Raw genomic sequence first — 18,551 nt, forward strand, 5'->3', positions numbered from 1 at the left:
CAGTTAGCAACAACCTTTTACTTGCTCAAATCCGCAATCAACGCATTCGCATCCGCATGTAAGATTTGTTTAGCCGCTTCTTTGACGTCATTGTTCGCTTTATTCAGATGCTTCACAAAATCTTGCAGATGCTTAACGGCTTGATCCTGATGATTTTTATCCAGCTGATGCTGAACCTGGTCTAACGCGTTATTGAGCTTCGTAATAATCGGTCCCGCTAGTTCGCCGGATTCCGCAAAACGCGTAATCAGCTGCCGCATGGAGTTAACGCTCGTCGTAATTTCGAATTGCAGCGATTGTTCGATTCGATTGCCCTGACTATCTTCTACGATGATGGTTGCATCTTTGGTGCCTAATTGGCCGGCAAAATCGATATCCAGTTGTTGCTCGGCGGCTTGTGGGTCGAGCTCGTAGCGTTCACCGTTAATCGTGATTTGAGCGGCTTTAATCGAATGTCCATTTGCCGCAACTCGGAACGTAAAGATTTGATAATCATCATAAATGCTTCCATTCTGAACCTTCTCGGTGCCGTCAACCGTGAATGTGTATGATGACTGGTTCGCAGCTTCAATCCGGATCCCATTCGAAGCAACGCCCCATCTGTCCACGGTACGAATGACGATGGTATCGCTTTGAGCAGCAGCTGCGCCATCGATTGCGGCCGTTTGCACGCCCCGCTTCACTTCTACGGTGGTCCCCACCTGCTGACCATCCTTATACAGCAAGACCTGAACCTTGTCGCCATCGATATCGTACGGCCCATCCCAATTCAGGGAGATCCCTTCATCGTCGCGATTCACCTGGACATTCTCCACTTCGCTAGGCGGAATACCGTCATTAACCGGCTCGCGCGGAGGTGTCGGCGCACTCAAGACGGATGCATCCCCGAACGTAAACTTATCGAAATTGTACAGCCAGTCGTTCCCTTTGAACAACAGGAACACGATATGTTTGCCGGTCACCGGCGTCGTAACATCCGCAGAGAAGACCTGGAAGTTCTGCCACCCGCCGGTACCGGTGACCGTAGCGGTTGCGATAACCGGACCATTCATGCCGTCGATTCGGACTTCAACCGTTCCCCCGCTCGTATCGCTGGCTGCTTGAAGATGAAGTTTGGTAGGGCTGTTTGTTCCAAAATCAATATAGTTGTACATGGCGTACGGTTTATTCGGACCATAAATACCGGCGAGGTAGGTTTGCCCTCCGCCATTCTCGCGGCCTACCCCGACAGCGCTGGTGTAATTCTCGGCTTCCAGCTTGCCAGCGGCATCCAGTCGATTTCCTTTAACCGTCGAGAATGTGAACTGGTCCAGATTAAGCGGATAATCGGAGCCGTCCTTCCCATGGAAAATCAGATAGACGTCATGTACGCCGACAGCTAATTTATCGTCGATCGTCGCCATAATATCGACCCAGTTATCCCAGCTTCCGAGTGCCGGAACATCGATGACACCTGCAGTCGGCCCCTGGAGGCTATCCAGCTTGACCTCGATTTGACCGCCTTGATTACCGCTGGCTACGCGAACCGACACACCGGCTGCGCCGGTTCCGAAATCGATTCCCTTGTATGAAGCATAAGCGCCGTTATGAATGGCATCCAAATAACCGCCGGCTTCGTTTTTACTCAGTCCTTCGCTGGTATTGAAATTTTCTGCTTTCAAGTTGGCGTATGCATCCGTTGCTGTCGGATCCGTCGTCGTGAATTTGAACCAGTTCAAGTTAAAGAGATAATCGTCCTTCGTTTTCGAAAAAACAAGATAGACATCATGCGTGCCGGTAATGGTGCTCTGGTTGCCTTGATCATCCTTCAGCAACGTGACCGCGTCGATATAGTTGTTCCAGCCGCCGGTTCCTTCTACTCGGAGCGTCCCGACTTTCGGGCCGTCTAGCGCGTCCAGCCTAATCTCGATATTCCCTCCGCCGGTACCGCTAGCCGCGCGGGCAATAAAGCCGATCGCGCCATTAGAGCCGAAGTTCACGTTCTTGTACGCTGCAAAATAACCCGGCTGAATGCCGCCTAACTGAAGCGAGCCTTCCAAAGCCCCTTCCAATACGAACCCTGTACCGCTGTTATAACGTTCGGCTTCGATTTTATTGAAGGGATCCTTCGCCGCGTACCGAAGCGGGGCTTCTTGGGGCGCGATCGCGGTTAACGCTTGAACGGCGCTTGCCGATGACCACGATTCGTATGTACCGGCGAGCAGTTGCCCAGCCCAGTTGCCGTCGACGATGGACTCCCCGTTCTTATGGCTCCATGCCATCTCCGTATTGAATGCTGCCCAGTCGTTAAAGCTGCTGCGGAATGACGCGTATTTGCTGTCCGTTTGCGAAGCCAATACATCTTGAAGATAGCCCAGGTTGCGCATCAAGATGGTTTTGCCGCCCTTCAGATCGCCGTTCGGACCTTCGTAATTCAATAGTCCGTTCGCGTCGACCAGACGCGTCATCGTAAATTGAGCCGCTTCTACCGCATCATCGAGATAGACCGCGTTGCCCGTGGCCTGATACAACCCGACAGCCGCGCCGATGAACGTGGCCTGATTGTAATGCGTAGCGTCTGGAATAGGTCCATTCTCGACTTCGATCCGGTCGAAAATCTTCCCGTTGCCGTCGGTCAGCATCGTTTTGCCCCACTTGAAAATCCGGGTCGCCGCATCGAGATAACGTTGCTCGCCCGTAATGTTGTAGAGATAGACCGCCGCTTGGGCTGCCGGAAAATTGATGCAGGCATTCTTGGTCGAATGATCGCTGTTCAGCCACCAGATCCCGCCGCTAGCAAAGCTGTCGTCCCACTGCGTATCGTAGACAAAGTCAAAATGATATTGGGCTTGTTCCAAATACTTGGTATCGCCGGTGATTTGATAGGCTCGGGCTGCGCCCATGGCCCACCACATAATATCGTCATTGAACGGATTATTGGTCCAATCCTCGCCGTATTGGGCGACGGTGCCCTCGTAGAGATCATCGATCTGGGCGCGAAGCTGCGCTTTCAGCGCCGGGTCGTTCGTGTGCTGGTAAGCATCCATAACCAGTTCCCACAGTTCGGCCTCTACCCAGAAATCCTGATGATTGCTGTGTTTCGAGTCTTTCCAGAACATCTTGGCGCCCGGATCCCAGAACTTTGCATTGAATGCCTGGATCGCCGTTTCGGCATCGGATGAAGTAAAGGCGTGAGCGGTTGAATGGCCGAACGCCGGCGTCGCCGTGAGCGACAGAGCCGCGATCAGCGGAACGGTGACCAGTCTTAGCAGCTTCTTCTTCATAGCGGACATCAGATAACCTCCATTGTCGATATTTTAAGGGAGAAGCCCGCGGGTCTTCAGAGATCCCGACGGATACGGTAAAAGTAATTCAGATGAAGCCAAATTCCTGTCTATCGTGCTCCAACTGTCACCTCACTTCCATTCATCCTTCATATGTCAGCCTCACCATCATGTCTTAAGCGCTTACATTTTCAATTTAATATTATATCGAGATTATGTCAATATACTATATGGTTTAAAATGTTATGTCATTTGTTCCGTTGACTAACCCAACGGAATTTGGGACAAACATTCCGGACGACCACTCGAGATCGCGAATTTAGGGACCTAAGCCGACTCTAACAAGCATGTATTAACCTAGAGTTGATATATCATTTCGGTTATCATGAAGCTCTCCCTAGGCAGCTTCCCGCTTGATTGAGCTTAATGATTTATCTTCTGGGCATGCCAAAGAACCCCCGCGAATTCTCAGGAGTTCCATGGGTAATTTGCGAGAATGCGGTTAACAAATGCAGGTCTTTTTCTTGCTGCCGATTCGGCCCATCGCCTCGATCTTACCGATATATTCCGTTGCAAGCGGCACTTTGCATGCCGTATTGCCGACGTCCACATGCACTTTGCCGACCGCTTCGGCGACTGCCTTCGCTTCCTCCGTTAATGCCTCAACGTATGCGCCGACCGAGATAACGAACGTATTCATCACATAGCGGACCCAGTTGCGCTCGCCGTGAATGGAGTCGCGCACTCTGATCAAATAACCGCGTATCGTCTCCATGTCGAGCGCTTCGTCTGGCGCAACCGATACATAATTAGCATACGTGCTCCATCCGCTTACGGCGACCAGTTCCTCCGGCGATTCAATCCACTCCACCGCCAGTTCAACCGCATACGGACTTTCCGCGGCTACCCTCGCTACCGTATACTCGGCGAGCGAATGCCAATTGGCTCCCGTTACCCAATGCTGCAACTGTTCTTTGGTAATCGTCTTCGGATTGACGCTAAGCCCTGCCAGGTACATCGCATCGTAATTGCCGGATTCATACAGCCGCAGAGCGAGAGCTTGGTCTTTCTTGACATGCTTAACGAGCTTCTTCATGTCCCCGATTTTGACGCCAAAGAACGGCTCTTTCGCGCCATGGCGAATATACGTGCTTTTCGTCTGTTCGCTGCCCATGCCAGCCAATGCCTGCATGGTTTCTTCATAGGTCATCTCTTGTTCACGCTCCTGAACATATTCGGCCATAATCTCAATAACTTAAGCTCGTTCACATGCTACCGAATGACGGTTTTCCCACAAGTTGGTAGCGCAATAGAACCGCCCCTTTGGAGAACGTTCTGGATTCAATCAATTGCAGGGCCGTCGGTAGCGTACCCTCACCGAAGAATCGTTTTCCCTTCCCGAGCAATACAGGAAACTGCCAGATGTTCATTCGGTCAATAAGCTCATGTCGTAACAATGTCTGGACCAGGTCGCTGCTGCCGGCAACGTGCACCTCCGCGTACCGTTCCTTCAACAAAGGCACGCTTGCGGTTAGATCATCGTCGATCAGCTTTGTATTATTCCAATCAACTTTGGTCAATGTCCGGGATGCGACGTATTTGGGTCTCTCGTTCATCAGCTTGGTGAACGGGTTTGTATCTGGCGCCTGCGGCCAGTAAGACGCAAAGTTTTCGTACGTCTTACGACCGATCAACAGAGCGTCGAGGCTCGCATAATCAGCCGCGATTATTTGTCCGGACTCCGGATCTGTATACGGTTCCTGCCACCCGCCATAGCCGAATCCCCCATCACGGTCTTCATCAGGCGACCCGGGAGATTGAATGACGCCATCCAAGGTCATGAACATATGCACAACGAGTTCTCCCATTTTGCTGTTCATCCTTTCCTATTAAAGCTGTTTATGGAGTATCTATATCCTGCATTTTAGGACATTTCAGGTCGGATTGTTTCTTACAAATTGCTAATCTAATCTGCCCTTTCGTTGAATAGCGGCGGATTTATGATGAATAGCAGGCGAGTAAAATACGTCGCTATGCATATGCTTGATTTTGTCCCAGTTGCCAGGGGTCATCGTATCTGGTGAGCGGTGCTCCAAAATGGCCTGATAGAAGTACGCTTGGCACCAGACCTTTATCCGTGTAAAAGCGCACTGCGTGCTCGGTGAGTCCCGTTATTCGAGCAGCTTCTTTGACTGTATGCATGTGAAATCCCCCTAGAAAAACAAGTTTTATAACAACTTGACTTCGTGTAACACGAAGGTTCTAAGCTGAGTGTAACGCAAACGGGTCGTAACTGGAATCCCCGTGATAGCGCCTGATTCTGGGGGTTAGCGCCGCTTGCTGTTATACATTTGAACACTGGGAGGAATTACAATGCAATCCGTTACATTAAACAATGGTGTGAAAATGCCGATCATTGGCTTCGGTGTTTACCAAGTTCCTGATGCTGAAGAATGCGAGAAAGTCGTATAGGAAGCGCTAATGGCCGGTTACCGCCTAATCGATACTGCCTCCGGTTATCTGAATGAGGAAGCGGTGGGCCGCGCGATCAAGCACAGTGGTATACCGCGTGAGGAGTTGTTCATTACAACCAAGCTTTGGGTTCAGGATGCCAGCTACGAGAGTGCCAAGCTGGCGTTTGCCAAATCCCTAAAGAAGCTCCAGCTTGACTGTCTGGATTTATATCTTATCCATCAACCTTTCGGGGATTACTACGGCGCTTGGCGTGCGATGGAAGACCTGTACCGTGAAGGCAAAATCAGGGCGATCGGAGTCAGCAATTTCCTGCCTGACCGTTTGATGGACCTTATCGTGCATAACGAAATCATGCCTGCCGTCAATCAGGTCGAAACGCATCCGTTCTACCACCAGAACGAGAGCGCCGCTTTATGAAAGAGCAAGGAGTGCAGCACCAGTCGTGGGCGCCATTCGCTGAAGGACTTAACAACTTGTTCGGGAACGAAGTGTTGGCCTCGATCGCGGAAAAACACGACAAGTCCGTCGCCCAAGTCGTGCTTCGCTGGCTCGTTCAGCGTGGAGTCGTTGTAATTCCGAAGTCGGTGAATAAGGAACGATCGTCGAGAACTTTAACATTTTCGATTTTGAATTGAGCACGGACGACATCGAACAAATTTCCACGCTCGATACGCGGAAAAGTCTTTTCTTATCGTACCGCGATCCGTTGGGGTGAATACGGCCGTTTATACATGATTATGTTACTAAAACAAATCCTGGAGATCCCGATTCGGCGTTCCGGTATTCCCCTTCAAAAAATACTCATAGTTGCCGAACCTCTTCAGCGCCTCTTGGTCGGGCAGCCATACCCACTCGTCAATTTCCGTCTGGCAACGATGGGCACGAAACGCAGCCAGCTTCGCTTCCAAAAAGGCATGAACGTCGATTCTAATCACATCCTTACGGGTATACCCGAACCGCTCCGGATGGTTCATCATATCGCCGAACGTAATGAAATATAAATGGCTGCGATGTCCTGTCCGCTTATGAGCGGCGGTCGTTGCTTTTCCGATTGCGCAATGATCCGGATGCCCGCCCAGCCGTTCGTGAAAAGTAAGCACGACATCAGGATCAATATCACGGATGAGAGCGGATACTCGTGCAATCAGGCTCTCCTCATCGGCAAACTCCACCATCTTGTCGCGGATATCAAAAAAATGAAGCTGCTCGATGCCCAAGCACGTACAAGCTTGCCGCAGCTCCAATTCGCGGGCAGCGGGCAGCGATTCCCGGTTGAGATAAGGCGGATTCCCCATGCGTCGTCCCATCTCCCCTCGAGTGGCGCTGACCAGCGTAATCTCAACGCCCTGGCTAGCGTATTTTGCGAGCGTTCCCCCGCAGATAAACGACTCGTCGTCAGGATGGGCAAAAACCGCCAGGATCTTTCGCGTGTTTTGATCAGGGATAGTCATTCCGGAAACGGCTCCTTTCCTAAGTGAAGCGCAACGTTCAACCGACCTCTATCGTCATACCCGGCCAGCAAAAGCTTGTTCTCATCTGCCTCATAATGCGTGAGCGCTTCCATTCGCAGCCAGCCATGCCCATCGAAACGAAGAGCCACACGGAAAGGGCCTTCCCCCGCTATAAACGATTGGGTAACATGCACCTTAAAATTGCGTACGAATACGAATGCAGTGGCCTCGCTATGGATATACGCATCCGACCCGATGAAGCCCTGCAATACTGCTTCGACCTTTGATTTGCTTATTTGGATCATCTACTTCTGTGCTCCCTCGTGACTAGAATACGAAATGACAGGCTTCTTCGTATATTATACAAGAAAGAGCTTAAACGTTTGCAGCCCGCAAAGTTAAGCTCTTCAAAACATAAATATCAATATTAGGTTATATAGTAAATACGGACTTGACCTCACATTAAATTCTTGCCCCTTGGAAGGCTGTGAATACTTGGTTGCCGAAGTCCGAAAGGAATATTTGTCCTTCCCTATTCGCGGTAAATATGATTTCAACTCGATCTCCAGCACCCAGCCTGAGAATAGGGCTTATTTGTACGGAGAAAGCAGCAGTAGGAACGAAATTTTTTAAAGTCGTAGCTACCACGGCATTGTTTACTAGCACATTCATTGAGATCGAAGTGAGTTGGTTCGTAACAGCTGGGCCAAATACCACACTGGAATTAATCGTATATATACCCGTTTGTTTGGGAACAAACGTACTTGAAGTTGAACCATATTCATTGTTTAAATCAAATTGTTCGTTCGTAAATTGAATTTTAGTTCTAGCAAACGGTAATATCGCTTGATTGTTACTAGCTAACGCTCTAAAGGCTGACCCCGTAACTAAGGCTGAAACTGGTTTTTTAGAAGTTTTTTTAGCCGTTCTTTTGTTTACGCTATTCCTGCTAGTTAAAGCCCCAGAAGTTGGCTTCGTTCTAGAAGATTTTTGGGTTACCTTATTCCTAGTAACCAATTTCCCCTTATTATTCATAAGAACCACTCACTTTTCATCGTATTTAACCCTTACGATATAAATACTATGAATCTATGAAAAAATAGAAACGGACAAGAGTGGATTATGTACATATTCGGTGGAAATGAAGGATTAGACTGGAATCGTATAAGCTTATAGTATGGACTGAATGATGCCGCCTTCGACGCGCTGAGCGTGGCCATTGATGGCACCGGCATTGACCGAACTCAGGAAGACAATGGTATCGGCTACTTCTTCTACGGTTGCAAAACGCTGAATTAGGGATGTAGGTGTGCTATCTTGGAAGTATTCTCGAATGAAAGGTTCCAGCTCCTGGCCTTTCTCTTGAGCCAAGTCGGTAATAAACTTTGCGAATCCTTCCGTCCACGTCGGACCCGGAAGTACGGAATTGACCGTTACGCCAGTACCTTTGGCCAATTCGGCCAATCCTCGGGAGAGCGTAATTAGGGACGTTTTCGAAACGCCATAGGGTATCAATTCCGGGTATGGCTTGATCCCTGCCTCGCTGGCAAGATTAATGATTCGACCCCAATTTCGCTCTATCATGCCGGGGAGGAAAGCACGGGAAAGTCTTACGGCACTCAGCACATTCGTCTGATAATAGTCGATCCACTCCTCATCGGTAACGTCTGCGAACGGTTTGACTTCGAATATCCCCGTATTGTTCACTAGCACGTCCAGCGAACCGATTTCGTTTACTTTCTCCACCAGCAACTGGCTTTCTTCCGCCTTGGACACATCAGCCGCAATACCGTACACCGTGCCGAATGCCGCCAACTCCTGGACGGCTGCGTTTACGCCCTTCTCCGTTCTGCCGTTGATAATGACGCGGGCACCTTCCTGCAGAAAGCTTATCGCGGTCCCCTTTCCGATGCCTCCGGTTGAACCTGTAACAAGAACCAACTTATCTTTCAATCCTAATTCCATACGATTACCTCCAAATGTTTGTTATGGTTATTACGCTTGCCTTAAGCTCGAGTTCATTGTAGATCGTTCGAGTAGAATAAAAAAGTACGCACTATTTAGTGCTATAAGTACTTTGTGGTACCATAGGTACAGAAAAGTACCCAAGGATGTGAACGTATGAAGAAGTATAATATTCCGGTTGAAGCAGCTTTAGAGGTCATTGGCGGTAAATGGAAAGTCGTCATTCTATGCCATTTAATTCTCGGTACAAGGCGAACCAATCAATTGAAGAGACTCATGCCAGGTATCACGCAAAAAATGCTGACACAGCAATTGCGAGAGCTCGAGAGCGACGGCGTGATCGAACGAAAAGTGTACAGCCAAGTCCCGCCGATGGTCGAATATACATTGACGGAGTACGGCTGGTCGCTCAAAGATATACTGGATTCGTTGTGCAAGTGGGGCGAGAATCATATCGTCAAGGTTTACGGAAACAAATACGACGTACTTGAAGAAAGCATTCTGAACGAGTAGCCACCATTACAGATCCGGTAGATTACCCGTCTTGGTTCCCACCCTGTAAGGCGTTGAAACGCCTTCGTAATTGAACATCATGCTCATCCCCATGGAAGCATGCATCAGATTGTGGCAATGCATCATCCACAAACCCGGGTTATCCGCCTTCACATAGACCTCGTAGGTTTCTCCTTCTTGCGTCGCCAGCGTATCGAGAAAGACGGGGCTGCCGCTCAGCGGTTGGCCGTTGCGGCTGAGCACTTGAAAGATGTGCCCATGGAGATGAAAAGGATGATCCCCTCCCCCTTCATTAATGATCGTGAGCTTCACTCGTTGACCTTCTTTCACCACGATCGGAGGGATTTCGTGGAAGCTCTTGCCGTTAATCGATTTGACGAATAAATTTTGACCGAGCTCGAGCGTATGGCTTTGATCGAAGGTCAAGTTTTCGACGGGAGCAAGGGGGTCCGGAGTTCCATAATCCGTCCAGGAGAACAAGGTATAATCGGAACGGGGCTCGGGATCGTTGCCTGATCCTAATGCCGCCTTCAAACCTGATTCACTCTCGACAATCACCTTGCCTTGCCGTGGCATCTGAAGGAGAAGATCATAGCGCTGCCCCGCCGCTACTTGGAATTGATGATGTTCCAGCATCTCCGGCTCGTGCAGATCGTGGCCATCCATCGCGATAATGCGGAAAGTTGCTCCGTTCACGCGAATCATTTCCGTTTCGTTAGCGGCATTAATCATCCGCAGTCGTAGCGTCTGGCCGGGACTGGCCTGGATATCCACGCCTTGGGTCGAACCGTTCATGAGCATCGTTCCGTTCAATTCCTGAATGAGAACAGTCTCCTCTTGGTCGTATTCAAAGCGGTTCGTCAAGGGCTCGATAATGAGCTTCCCCAGCAAGCCCTTTTCGACTTGCACCGAGCTGGCCTGATGGGAGTGGTACCAGTAAGTACCCGGATGGTCGGCGATGAATTCATATGTAAACTGCTCCCCCGGCTTTACCGCTTCTTGCGTTACGCCGGCTACGCCGTCCTGCGAACATGGAAGGACGATCCCGTGCCAATGGACGGTGACACCTTCCTGTATGTCCGTATTCTTCAACACGACACGCACTCTTTCGCCTTCCGTCACTCGAATTTCCGGCCCAGGCGTGAGGCTATTGAATGCCCATACCTCCTCGATTTGCCCATTATCCAATTTCGTTACCTGTTGCGCAGCGGTAAGTTGAATCTCATGCACGGGCTCCTCTCCCGCTTTTGCAATGATCGCTTCGCATGACAGGGACGGTTGTAGTCCCGTCGACGTGGCACCATGCACGGTGCCATGTTCATGCCCGTTCATGCCGCCCGTGTGATGCATAGCAGCCATGTTAACGTCAAACGGTTTTTGCAGCCGCATTTGCCAAAAGTACGTTCCAATGACTGTACCTAGCAGGATAGTTAATGCCAATCCCGCGATGCCGGCTTTTCCTTTCCATGTCATACTACTTCCTCCTTCTTATGGCCTGGAACTACCGTGAGGACAACGATAGCACCTAAGATCGCCAAAGCGGCAGCCCCTAAGAACACCGAACCAAAACCGCCGGTCAACGCTTGCGGTTGCGCTACGCCTTGCTCAAGCAGGCCGTTCGTTCGGGCGGAAGATAACGCCGTTAATACCGCCATTCCGATTGCCCCGCCGATTTGCTGGCTTGTATTGACCAAGCCGCTTGCATGACCTGTTTCGTCATCGGCCACACCGTGGACCGCGGCTTCCGTTCCGGATACGAATGCACCGCCCAGCCCGACGCCAATCAGCATGGTTGGGCCAAGCAAATGGATCATGAATGCAGCATCGCTTGGCGCGAAGGATAGCCATACCAGACCTGCAGCCAGCAGAAGAAGAGATGCAGCCAGCGAACGTCCCGTCCCGAATGCCGTGACTATTGCCGGAACAACTCCTGCAATCGCAACCAAAGCCGCTGCCATCGGAAGTTGGGTAAGCCCTGCCTTCATCGCGTCATAGTGCAGTACCTGCTGCATGTAAACCGAGAGCGCGAAGAATAATGCCGTTGTCGCGCCGCCAATGAGAAACATCGCCAGATTGCCGCCGGTCACCCATCGATTGCGGAAGATGGTCAGCGGCATAAGCGGATTCGCGGCTCGCTTTTCCAAGAAGATGAACGATGAGAGCAGAATAACAGCCAAGCCCGCCAATACCAACGTTTGCGTCGAAGTCCAACCGACGCGTTCCGTTCCGGAGAGCGCGGCGACCAGTGCGGTTATACCCGCAGTCACCGCAGCTGCTCCCGACATATCCATGCCAGCGCCTTCGCTAGGTACATCTTTAGGAATGAGGAAGGGCACCGCTGCGATAACCAGAATGCCGACGGGAACGTTCACATAGAAAACCGACGACCAGCCTAAGAAGGAGGTAAGAATCCCGCCTAATAGAACGCCTGCCGCGCTTCCTATGCCCGCGACCGCCCCCCAGATGCCGAGCGCTTTCGCTCGGTCTTGCGGATCTGCGAACAACTTAGTCAGGAGAGCAAGCGCCGCCGGTGCCAGAAGCGCGGCCGAGGTACCCTGAATCGCTCTTGCCATTAACAGCCACTCCCCTGATACGGATAATCCCGCTGCCACCGAAGCGATGGAGAAACCTGCGACGCCGGCGATGAATAATCTACGGTGCCCGAACCTGTCGGACAGCCTGCCACCTAGTAGAAGCAGTCCACCAAAAGGCAACACGTAGGCCGTAATTACCCAGCCCAACAGACTGGTGCCCATGTGGAGTTCGGAGCCGATGGCGGGAAGAGCGATATTCACGATGGAAGCGTCTAATACGACCAGGAACTGCGCCAAAGCGAGTGCAATCAGTGCCCACCACCGATAGGATATTGCCCCGGACCTTACTTGAAACGATTGAGCCGTTACCGTCATAACACGTATCTCCTTTTTATTCTTTGAGATTTGCTTGTTTAAGCATCCTCATTTTTTGATATTGATTGACCAATTACTATTAGCGAAAATTCACTTCTTTTTCTGCAATTCCCGAATGGTCACCGCGATACCGACTTCATGCTTGGTTGCCGGAATAGCCCCGATCTGACGCTTATACTTCTCCCCGCTTAAGCGCAGCGGCTCTTCCGTTAAGTACAACATTTCCACAACCTCCTTCATGACGGGAACGAATAATCCAAGCAGCGACAATCCAACCTTTCCTAGCGCGACAACGGGCTTATTCGTGCCGCTTGCCTGTTGAGCGATGCGGACAATCTCACGGCCGGATATGATGTCGGAACCAGGGATATTCCAATTCTGCCCATAAGCATGATCCCGACCCGCAAGTTCGACAATCATGTTGGCCGCGTCTGGCAAATAGACATATTCGCGGGGGGTCTTCATATTACCAACGAAAAAGGCCATTTTGCCAGCAGCGATCGCATCTAGCGTTCCGCCTAAATAAGAAGCCTGATTGGCGGTCGGTCCATAATAATCCGGAAGACGCACGATCATCGGACGCGCTTTTTTCCATCTGTCGCTGAAGATCATCTGCTCAAAAGCAAGTCGTACTTTTCCCTTCTTCGTATGAGGTTGCTTGGGATGCTCCTCGGTTACGCGATCCATCTGTCTTCTCCCATAAGGGTAAATTCCGTCAATAACGACGATCTTAAGGCTCAGCCGCTCAGCCGCCTCCATTATGGATTCACCGAGAGGGATCAACTTGCTTGCCATCTCATTGTACGGAACGTTCGCGCTATGGAACAGAACATCCGTATCTTTTGCCGAGGCAGCAATATCATCCGACCGGAGTGCATCTCCCGTAGCGAGCGACAGGTGAGCAGGATTGCCTAGCCCACTGGCAAGCTCCTCCAGCTTTTGGCGAGAGCGTCCGAAGGCAATGGTCGGTATCCCCCGCTTCACAAGTTCAGACACAATAACCGCTCCAGTACCGCCTGTTGCACCGACTACAATCGCTTTTTTCATTTTAAGTCATCTCCTTTTTATTTGTGATTGATCAATCACTTATCTATAACCAAACTATACCATCGTATGAGTGATTGGTCAATAACTAATTTTCAACGTATTGCCTCGGCTGTATAATCCTTCCCCTCGATGAGCTCCGGAATATCAAGCGCCCACGAGATATTGCACAGCATGCCCCTTGCCAGAAACATAACGGTCCGGTCTTCGGAATTCTGCAACCCTTTCTGGCGAAAAGCGGTCAGCACGATTCGATGCACTCCCCGAAACCCGCCCCGCATCACTTCCCGAATCGACTCTTCGCGCATCGTCTGGGCTTGCATTTGCAAGTTCGTCTCATTCATATGGGAGGCTAGGATTTCCTTATACGCCTCGATCAGGTCACGCTCCAATTCTTCGGGAGCCCCCGCGCTTTCCACGACCTGTCGAAAAGATTGTTGTATTCTCACCCACGAAATCTCTAGTGCGCCGAGCAACAGCGCCTCCTTTGTTGCGAAAAAACGAAACACATACGGTTGGGAAATCTTAGCCCGTTCCGCAACCTGCGCAGTCGTCGCGCGATAATAACCCATCTCGGCAAAAACCTCAATCGCTGCCGAAATGATTTCGGCTTTACGGTTCACGCTATTTTTCTCATCCTTTGCCAAACTCCCTACACCTCTTTCTTTATTAGCGATTAATTAGCGATTAAAATTATTGGCTAATCAATAACGGAATGCCAGTCAAGTATAGCTTACTTGTAGTATTCATGCAATTTAAGCGTCTCGGCGCGGCCGCAAGGCAATGACTATAACACCTGTGAATATTACCCTTGCCATCCAATGTAATACAGAATCGAAACTGCGGGAAACATAACAACAAAGGAGCTGACCCCCATGGATACCGAACAAAAACAAGAACTGAATCACATCATCCAAAGCTACCGCGATACGAATTTGGACTCCATCAGCTATTGGTTGAAGTTCTCAGACTTTGAGTCGTGGCGATTCTGGCTGACAGTTATTTTACTGGCCGTCCCGCTCTTAGTCCTTTTCTTCAAGATAGACCGCAGCCGTGTGTATCAGATTGGCTTTTACGGTTTTGCCATTCATGTACTTGGCCTCTATGTAGACACCATTGGTACGAACTATGGTTTCTGGTCATATCCATTCAAAATGGTCCCCGTATTACCCACGAGCTTTACGCTGACAAGCTCAATGATTCCCGTTGCCTTCATGCTCATGTATCAGTGGCAGTCACGCAAACGAATAAATTATTATCTATGTGCCGCCGGTGTGTCCGCCTTATTCGCCTTTATTATCCATCCGATCTTCGTGTGGTTAGATATGTTCAAGATGTATCGCGGCTTCAATTACTTCATCATTTTCGTGAATTACTTCTGCGGGTCTAGCTTGGCGAAGCTCATTCTTAATGCATTCGTCTACCTCAACAAGCAATCTAACGGGATTGAAGGTTCCAATTCCCGCGCAGCTATTCATCGCGGCCGACGCGCTCGGCACTGAAGTTACGACGACACTTACTCAAAGTTAAAGCCCGCTTCCAATAGAAGCGGGCTAGCAATGTACCCATTACCTCGAAAGCCGATGTTTGGGAGTCATGATATAGTTTCTGAGTAGAATGGCAACAAGGCTCAAAGATAACGAAAGAATGCCCACTAACACGACATATGGTGTACCCATCGCGGATATAATGCCTCCTCCGACAGCCGCGCCCAATGTTGTTCCCACATTACAGGCAGATATAAATAATCCATTGGCGAAATCAGGCGCTTCGGGAGCTGCGGACGCGATTAAATATTGATTAATGTTAGCCATTATTCCTCCAGCCAATATCCCCCATATGAAAGTGAGCAATGCCATAGGTACGGCAAATTGACCTGCGAAAAAGAAAACGATATAGATCGCACCCAGTAACAAAGGAAAAGCTACGATAGACTTCATGGCAGAATGAGTAAGCAATTTACCTGCGACAATGTTTCCAATCATATTGGCTCCGCCGAAAATGAATAACGTTCCGCTTATGGCATTCGGAGACATATTCGTTACGGTATTCAGATAGTCAGCCAGATAACTATAAACCCCGAATACAGCCGAATTTAATAAAATAACCGTTACAATGGAAATCCAAACGATCGATTTTCTCAATATGGAAAATTGCGTACCATACGAGAGCCTCTCTCCAACAGGCATAGAGGGTACGAAAATCAATGTAGCCATGAATACCATACCGTTGACAATCGCAAAGAATACCATCGCTAACTCAAACGAAAATGCGCTATCGATAAAACTGGCGATCGGTACGCCGGCTACGATCCCGGCAGATACGCCAATAAAAACTTTAGAAACCGCTTTTGGCGCTTCTTCTCTGCTTACTGAGGAAGCAGCTGCAGTGAAGGCCATGGAACAATAAATGGGATGAAATAATCCCAGAATGATACGAACAATTAGTAGAGCAGTGAAGTTTGCTATAAATATGGATACAACATTGCCCACAACAAAAACACCTAATACAAGCAGCATGACCTTCTTGCGATCAAATCCCGAAAACAATAATGGCATTGTAGGACCGGACACCGCAATCGCAATGGCAAAAAGACTTACCGTCAGTCCCGCTGTAGCTATGCTGACATTAAAGTGTTCGGCGATGGAAGGCAATAACCCAATAACCCCCATTTCGGTATTTAAGATACCGAAGACCCCGATCGTTAATATAAAAATCAATATCTTCTTTTGTTTCTCCATATTCGCCTACCTTCTCAAGGATACCCAAGCCGTTCAAAACACGTCTTACTTCAATTGCTTAAATGCTCGTTAAAGAATGCTTCCAGCTTGTCGAATGGAATCGCATCCGTCTTATCGTATAAATCGACGTGTCCCGCATTTGGAACGATGTAGAGCTCTTTGGGTTCTGCCGCCAATTCGTAAGCATCTTCACTGAAGTATCGTGAGTGAGCGTGCTCACCAATGATAAACAAGATGGGTCGCGGCGAAATCGACTTCATGTTCGTAAGCAGAGGAAAGTTCATAAATGACATGCTGCTTGTCACGGTAAACGCCGTAATTGAGTTAGGATGGTACCCGCGAGGCGTAGAGTAAAACTCGCCAAACTCGCGGCCGATGGGGTCTGTATGATCGTCAAATCCGATCGGTGCGCCTCGATCGGTCAGCGCAGGCGGATTACCCTCAAACTCCGCGTAGCGTTGCTCGGCAATCGCGTCGAGTTTACGGTTGCGATCTTCTTCGGTAAACGAGTCCTTGAAGCCATTGCGTTCCGCCCGGGCGATATCGTACATGCTGACCGTGGCGACTGCCTTGATGCGCCTGTCAACCTTGGCTGCACTAATCGCAAAACCACCGCTGCCGCACATCCCGATTGCACCGATTTGCATCCGATCAACGAATGGACGCGTGCCTACATAATCAACGGCTGCACTGAAATCTTCAACGAACAGATCAGGCGAGGAAAGATGACGCGGTTCTCCTCCACTGTATCCGTTGAATGAGGGATCAAATGCAAGAGCCACAAATCCGCGCGCTGCCATGTTTTGAGCATAGATACCGGATCCCTGCTCTTTAACGCCGCCATAGGGCGCACCTATAATAACGGCTGCGTATTTCTTTGACTCATTAAAGTCTTTTGGCAAGTAAAGATCAGCGGCAATGTTGATTCCATATCTGTTTATGAAAGAGACCGTTTTTCTTGATACCTTCTCGCTTAACTCAAAAATATAGTTGGGCATATGAATGAACATCCTCTCTTACTGCTGTATTCTACCTCGTTGTTTATTCTAGCTACTGCGCAACTCCATAACAAATACTTATATCTCATATTCAGATATGCTTTAAAGGCATACCATAAACGTGTATAATCCAATTAGAATGGAGGCGTGTTAATTGGAAATACGAGTTTTGCGTTATTTTCTTACTGTTGCGAGAGAAGGAAGCATAACCGGTGCCGCTGATTTTTTGCATGTTACACAGCCAACCCTGTCAAGACAATTGAAAGACCTCGAACAACAGTTAGGGAAAAAGCTGTTTATTCGCAGTAGTCACAGTATCGTTCTTACAGATGAAGGAATGCTTCTGCGAAAGAGAGCAGAAGAAATCGTTAACATGGTTGATAAATTAGAGGCTGAATTCAGCTCCATGGAAGAAACAATAAGCGGTGATGTTTACATTGGCGGCGGGGAAACGGACGCCATGAAACAGATTGCTCACGTGGTAAAAGAATTACAGCACAGTTATCCAAATATACGGTATCACCTATTCAGCGGAAACGAAGATGATGTGACTGAACGGCTTGACAAAGGTCTGATTGACTTTGGCCTTTTGATTGAACCGGCTGATTTATCCAAATACAATTACATCCATATCCCCGCCAAAGATGTTTGGGGCGTTATTATGAGGAAAGACAGTCCCCTAGCTGTCAAAGATACCATTCAAATCGCGGATTTATTACCTCTTCCGCTGATCTGTTCACGACAGGCTATGCAACAGACACTGTCTAAAAATGAATTCGTGGCTTGGTTTGGTGAAGATTTTGATAAATTAAATATCGTTACTACATTCAACCTCCTGTATAATGCCGCTATCATGGTTGAAGAGGGCATTGGTTATGCAATAACGATTGATAAAATAGTGAATACGTCCAGTGACAGCAACCTTTGTTTTAGACCGCTTCAACCAAGGCTTGAAGCCGGATTAAGTATTGTGTGGAAAAAACACCAGGTCTTTTCCGCTGCCGCTGAAATGTTTCTTCAACAAATTCGAGAGAAATTTACCCCTTCTTCATCAGACTATGTCCCTATTCATTAGCTTGGTTACTTTAATTTCCCGCCAAAGACCGGAAAGAAGCTGTGCTCACCATAATTTTGGATGTGCTCTATATGCTTCAAAATCTCCATATCTGCGTCGCTGATAACAAAATCAAGC

Annotated in this window: 16 protein-coding genes and 2 pseudogenes; 4 read left to right on the forward strand and 14 right to left on the reverse strand. The window is 49.1% G+C overall.

From position 1 onward, the window contains the following. Positions 1–17 precede the first annotated feature (17 nt). The 4 genes and pseudogenes from FHS18_RS29935 to FHS18_RS29950 form a co-directional block, all read right to left on the reverse strand. The gene (locus tag FHS18_RS29935) at positions 18–3,272 is read right to left on the reverse strand and encodes a carbohydrate-binding protein (protein WP_183604081.1); all 3,255 of its coding nucleotides are present in this window, start codon (positions 3,270–3,272) and stop codon (positions 18–20) included. 493 nt (positions 3,273–3,765) lie between these two features. Further along, on the reverse strand, positions 3,766–4,473 hold the full coding sequence (locus FHS18_RS29940) for a DNA alkylation repair protein (protein ID WP_183604082.1): 708 nt from the start codon (positions 4,471–4,473) through the stop codon (positions 3,766–3,768). Between the two features lie 55 nt (positions 4,474–4,528). Continuing rightward, on the reverse strand, positions 4,529–5,131 hold the full coding sequence (locus FHS18_RS29945) for a dihydrofolate reductase family protein (RefSeq protein ID WP_183604083.1): 603 nt from the start codon (positions 5,129–5,131) through the stop codon (positions 4,529–4,531). 93 nt (positions 5,132–5,224) lie between these two features. Then, positions 5,225–5,465, reverse strand: a pseudogene (locus FHS18_RS29950) (MerR family DNA-binding transcriptional regulator). 171 nt (positions 5,466–5,636) lie between these two features. Here FHS18_RS29950 and FHS18_RS29955 point away from each other — a divergent pair. After that, a pseudogene (locus FHS18_RS29955) lies at positions 5,637–6,453 on the forward strand (aldo/keto reductase). A 28-nt stretch (positions 6,454–6,481) separates the two neighbouring features. Here the strand turns inward: FHS18_RS29955 and FHS18_RS29960 are convergent. The 4 genes from FHS18_RS29960 to FHS18_RS29975 form a co-directional block, all read right to left on the reverse strand. Then, entirely contained in the window at positions 6,482–7,189 is a 708-nt protein-coding gene (locus FHS18_RS29960) for a PIG-L family deacetylase (protein ID WP_183604084.1), read from the reverse strand. Further along, on the reverse strand, positions 7,186–7,494 hold the full coding sequence (locus tag FHS18_RS29965; protein WP_183604085.1) for a DUF1806 family protein: 309 nt from the start codon (positions 7,492–7,494) through the stop codon (positions 7,186–7,188). The genes FHS18_RS29960 and FHS18_RS29965 overlap by 4 nt, the downstream gene beginning before the upstream one ends. Positions 7,495–7,651: 157 nt before the next feature. Further along, positions 7,652–8,224 (reverse strand): hypothetical protein, encoded by a 573-nt coding sequence (locus FHS18_RS29970; RefSeq protein ID WP_183604086.1) that lies wholly within the window; start codon positions 8,222–8,224, stop codon positions 7,652–7,654. Positions 8,225–8,359: 135 nt separating this feature from the next. Continuing rightward, the gene (locus FHS18_RS29975) at positions 8,360–9,154 is read right to left on the reverse strand and encodes an SDR family NAD(P)-dependent oxidoreductase (RefSeq protein WP_183604087.1); all 795 of its coding nucleotides are present in this window, start codon (positions 9,152–9,154) and stop codon (positions 8,360–8,362) included. Between the two features lie 156 nt (positions 9,155–9,310). Between FHS18_RS29975 and FHS18_RS29980 the strand changes: the two genes are divergently transcribed. Further along, positions 9,311–9,667: a winged helix-turn-helix transcriptional regulator gene (locus tag FHS18_RS29980; RefSeq protein WP_183604088.1), complete on the forward strand. Its 357-nt coding sequence runs from the start codon at positions 9,311–9,313 to the stop codon at positions 9,665–9,667. A gap of 6 nt (positions 9,668–9,673) precedes the next feature. Here the strand turns inward: FHS18_RS29980 and FHS18_RS29985 are convergent, their stop codons facing one another. The 4 genes from FHS18_RS29985 to FHS18_RS30000 form a co-directional block, all read right to left on the reverse strand. Further along, positions 9,674–11,140, reverse strand: coding sequence for a multicopper oxidase family protein (locus FHS18_RS29985; RefSeq protein WP_183604089.1), 1,467 nt, complete (start codon positions 11,138–11,140; stop codon positions 9,674–9,676). Continuing rightward, positions 11,137–12,576, reverse strand: coding sequence for a DHA2 family efflux MFS transporter permease subunit (locus FHS18_RS29990; protein WP_183604090.1), 1,440 nt, complete (start codon positions 12,574–12,576; stop codon positions 11,137–11,139). Before FHS18_RS29990 ends, FHS18_RS29985 begins: the two co-directional genes overlap by 4 nt. Before the next feature lie 90 nt (positions 12,577–12,666). Next, the gene (locus FHS18_RS29995) at positions 12,667–13,623 is read right to left on the reverse strand and encodes an NAD-dependent epimerase/dehydratase family protein (protein ID WP_183604091.1); all 957 of its coding nucleotides are present in this window, start codon (positions 13,621–13,623) and stop codon (positions 12,667–12,669) included. A gap of 92 nt (positions 13,624–13,715) precedes the next feature. Continuing rightward, entirely contained in the window at positions 13,716–14,267 is a 552-nt protein-coding gene (locus FHS18_RS30000) for a TetR/AcrR family transcriptional regulator (protein WP_183604092.1), read from the reverse strand. Between the two features lie 228 nt (positions 14,268–14,495). On the opposite strand from FHS18_RS30000, the gene FHS18_RS30005 reads away from it, so the two are divergent. Beyond that, positions 14,496–15,122 (forward strand): CBO0543 family protein, encoded by a 627-nt coding sequence (locus tag FHS18_RS30005; protein ID WP_183604093.1) that lies wholly within the window; start codon positions 14,496–14,498, stop codon positions 15,120–15,122. A 66-nt stretch (positions 15,123–15,188) separates the two neighbouring features. Here the strand turns inward: FHS18_RS30005 and FHS18_RS30010 are convergent, their stop codons facing one another. Both FHS18_RS30010 and FHS18_RS30015 read right to left on the reverse strand, forming a co-directional pair. Then, on the reverse strand, positions 15,189–16,361 hold the full coding sequence (locus FHS18_RS30010) for an MFS transporter (protein ID WP_183604094.1): 1,173 nt from the start codon (positions 16,359–16,361) through the stop codon (positions 15,189–15,191). Between the two features lie 50 nt (positions 16,362–16,411). Beyond that, positions 16,412–17,359, reverse strand: coding sequence for an alpha/beta hydrolase (locus FHS18_RS30015; RefSeq protein ID WP_183604095.1), 948 nt, complete (start codon positions 17,357–17,359; stop codon positions 16,412–16,414). A 154-nt stretch (positions 17,360–17,513) separates the two neighbouring features. On the opposite strand from FHS18_RS30015, the gene FHS18_RS30020 reads away from it, so the two are divergent. After that, positions 17,514–18,434, forward strand: coding sequence for a LysR family transcriptional regulator (locus FHS18_RS30020; RefSeq protein ID WP_183604096.1), 921 nt, complete (start codon positions 17,514–17,516; stop codon positions 18,432–18,434). The last annotated feature ends 117 nt before the right edge of the window (positions 18,435–18,551 follow it).

The organism is Paenibacillus phyllosphaerae, assembly GCF_014192105.1.
GTDB lineage: Bacteria > Bacillota > Bacilli > Paenibacillales > Paenibacillaceae > Paenibacillus_Z > Paenibacillus_Z phyllosphaerae.

Bases quoted from the DNA above. Each gene is read 5' to 3' on its own strand.
- FHS18_RS29935 (WP_183604081.1), bottom strand. From the start codon at position 3,272: ATGTCCGCTATGAAGAAGAAGCTGCTAAGACTGGTCACCGTTCCGCTG.
- FHS18_RS29940 (WP_183604082.1), bottom strand. From the start codon at position 4,473: ATGACCTATGAAGAAACCATGCAGGCATTGGCTGGCATGGGCAGCGAA.
- FHS18_RS29945 (WP_183604083.1), bottom strand. From the start codon at position 5,131: ATGGGAGAACTCGTTGTGCATATGTTCATGACCTTGGATGGCGTCATT.
- FHS18_RS29960 (WP_183604084.1), bottom strand. From the start codon at position 7,189: ATGACTATCCCTGATCAAAACACGCGAAAGATCCTGGCGGTTTTTGCC.
- FHS18_RS29965 (WP_183604085.1), bottom strand. From the start codon at position 7,494: ATGATCCAAATAAGCAAATCAAAGGTCGAAGCAGTATTGCAGGGCTTC.
- FHS18_RS29970 (WP_183604086.1), bottom strand. From the start codon at position 8,224: ATGAATAATAAGGGGAAATTGGTTACTAGGAATAAGGTAACCCAAAAA.
- FHS18_RS29975 (WP_183604087.1), bottom strand. From the start codon at position 9,154: ATGGAATTAGGATTGAAAGATAAGTTGGTTCTTGTTACAGGTTCAACC.
- FHS18_RS29980 (WP_183604088.1), top strand. From the start codon at position 9,311: ATGAAGAAGTATAATATTCCGGTTGAAGCAGCTTTAGAGGTCATTGGC.
- FHS18_RS29985 (WP_183604089.1), bottom strand. From the start codon at position 11,140: ATGACATGGAAAGGAAAAGCCGGCATCGCGGGATTGGCATTAACTATC.
- FHS18_RS29990 (WP_183604090.1), bottom strand. From the start codon at position 12,576: ATGACGGTAACGGCTCAATCGTTTCAAGTAAGGTCCGGGGCAATATCC.
- FHS18_RS29995 (WP_183604091.1), bottom strand. From the start codon at position 13,623: ATGAAAAAAGCGATTGTAGTCGGTGCAACAGGCGGTACTGGAGCGGTT.
- FHS18_RS30005 (WP_183604093.1), top strand. From the start codon at position 14,496: ATGGATACCGAACAAAAACAAGAACTGAATCACATCATCCAAAGCTAC.
- FHS18_RS30010 (WP_183604094.1), bottom strand. From the start codon at position 16,361: ATGGAGAAACAAAAGAAGATATTGATTTTTATATTAACGATCGGGGTC.
- FHS18_RS30015 (WP_183604095.1), bottom strand. From the start codon at position 17,359: ATGCCCAACTATATTTTTGAGTTAAGCGAGAAGGTATCAAGAAAAACG.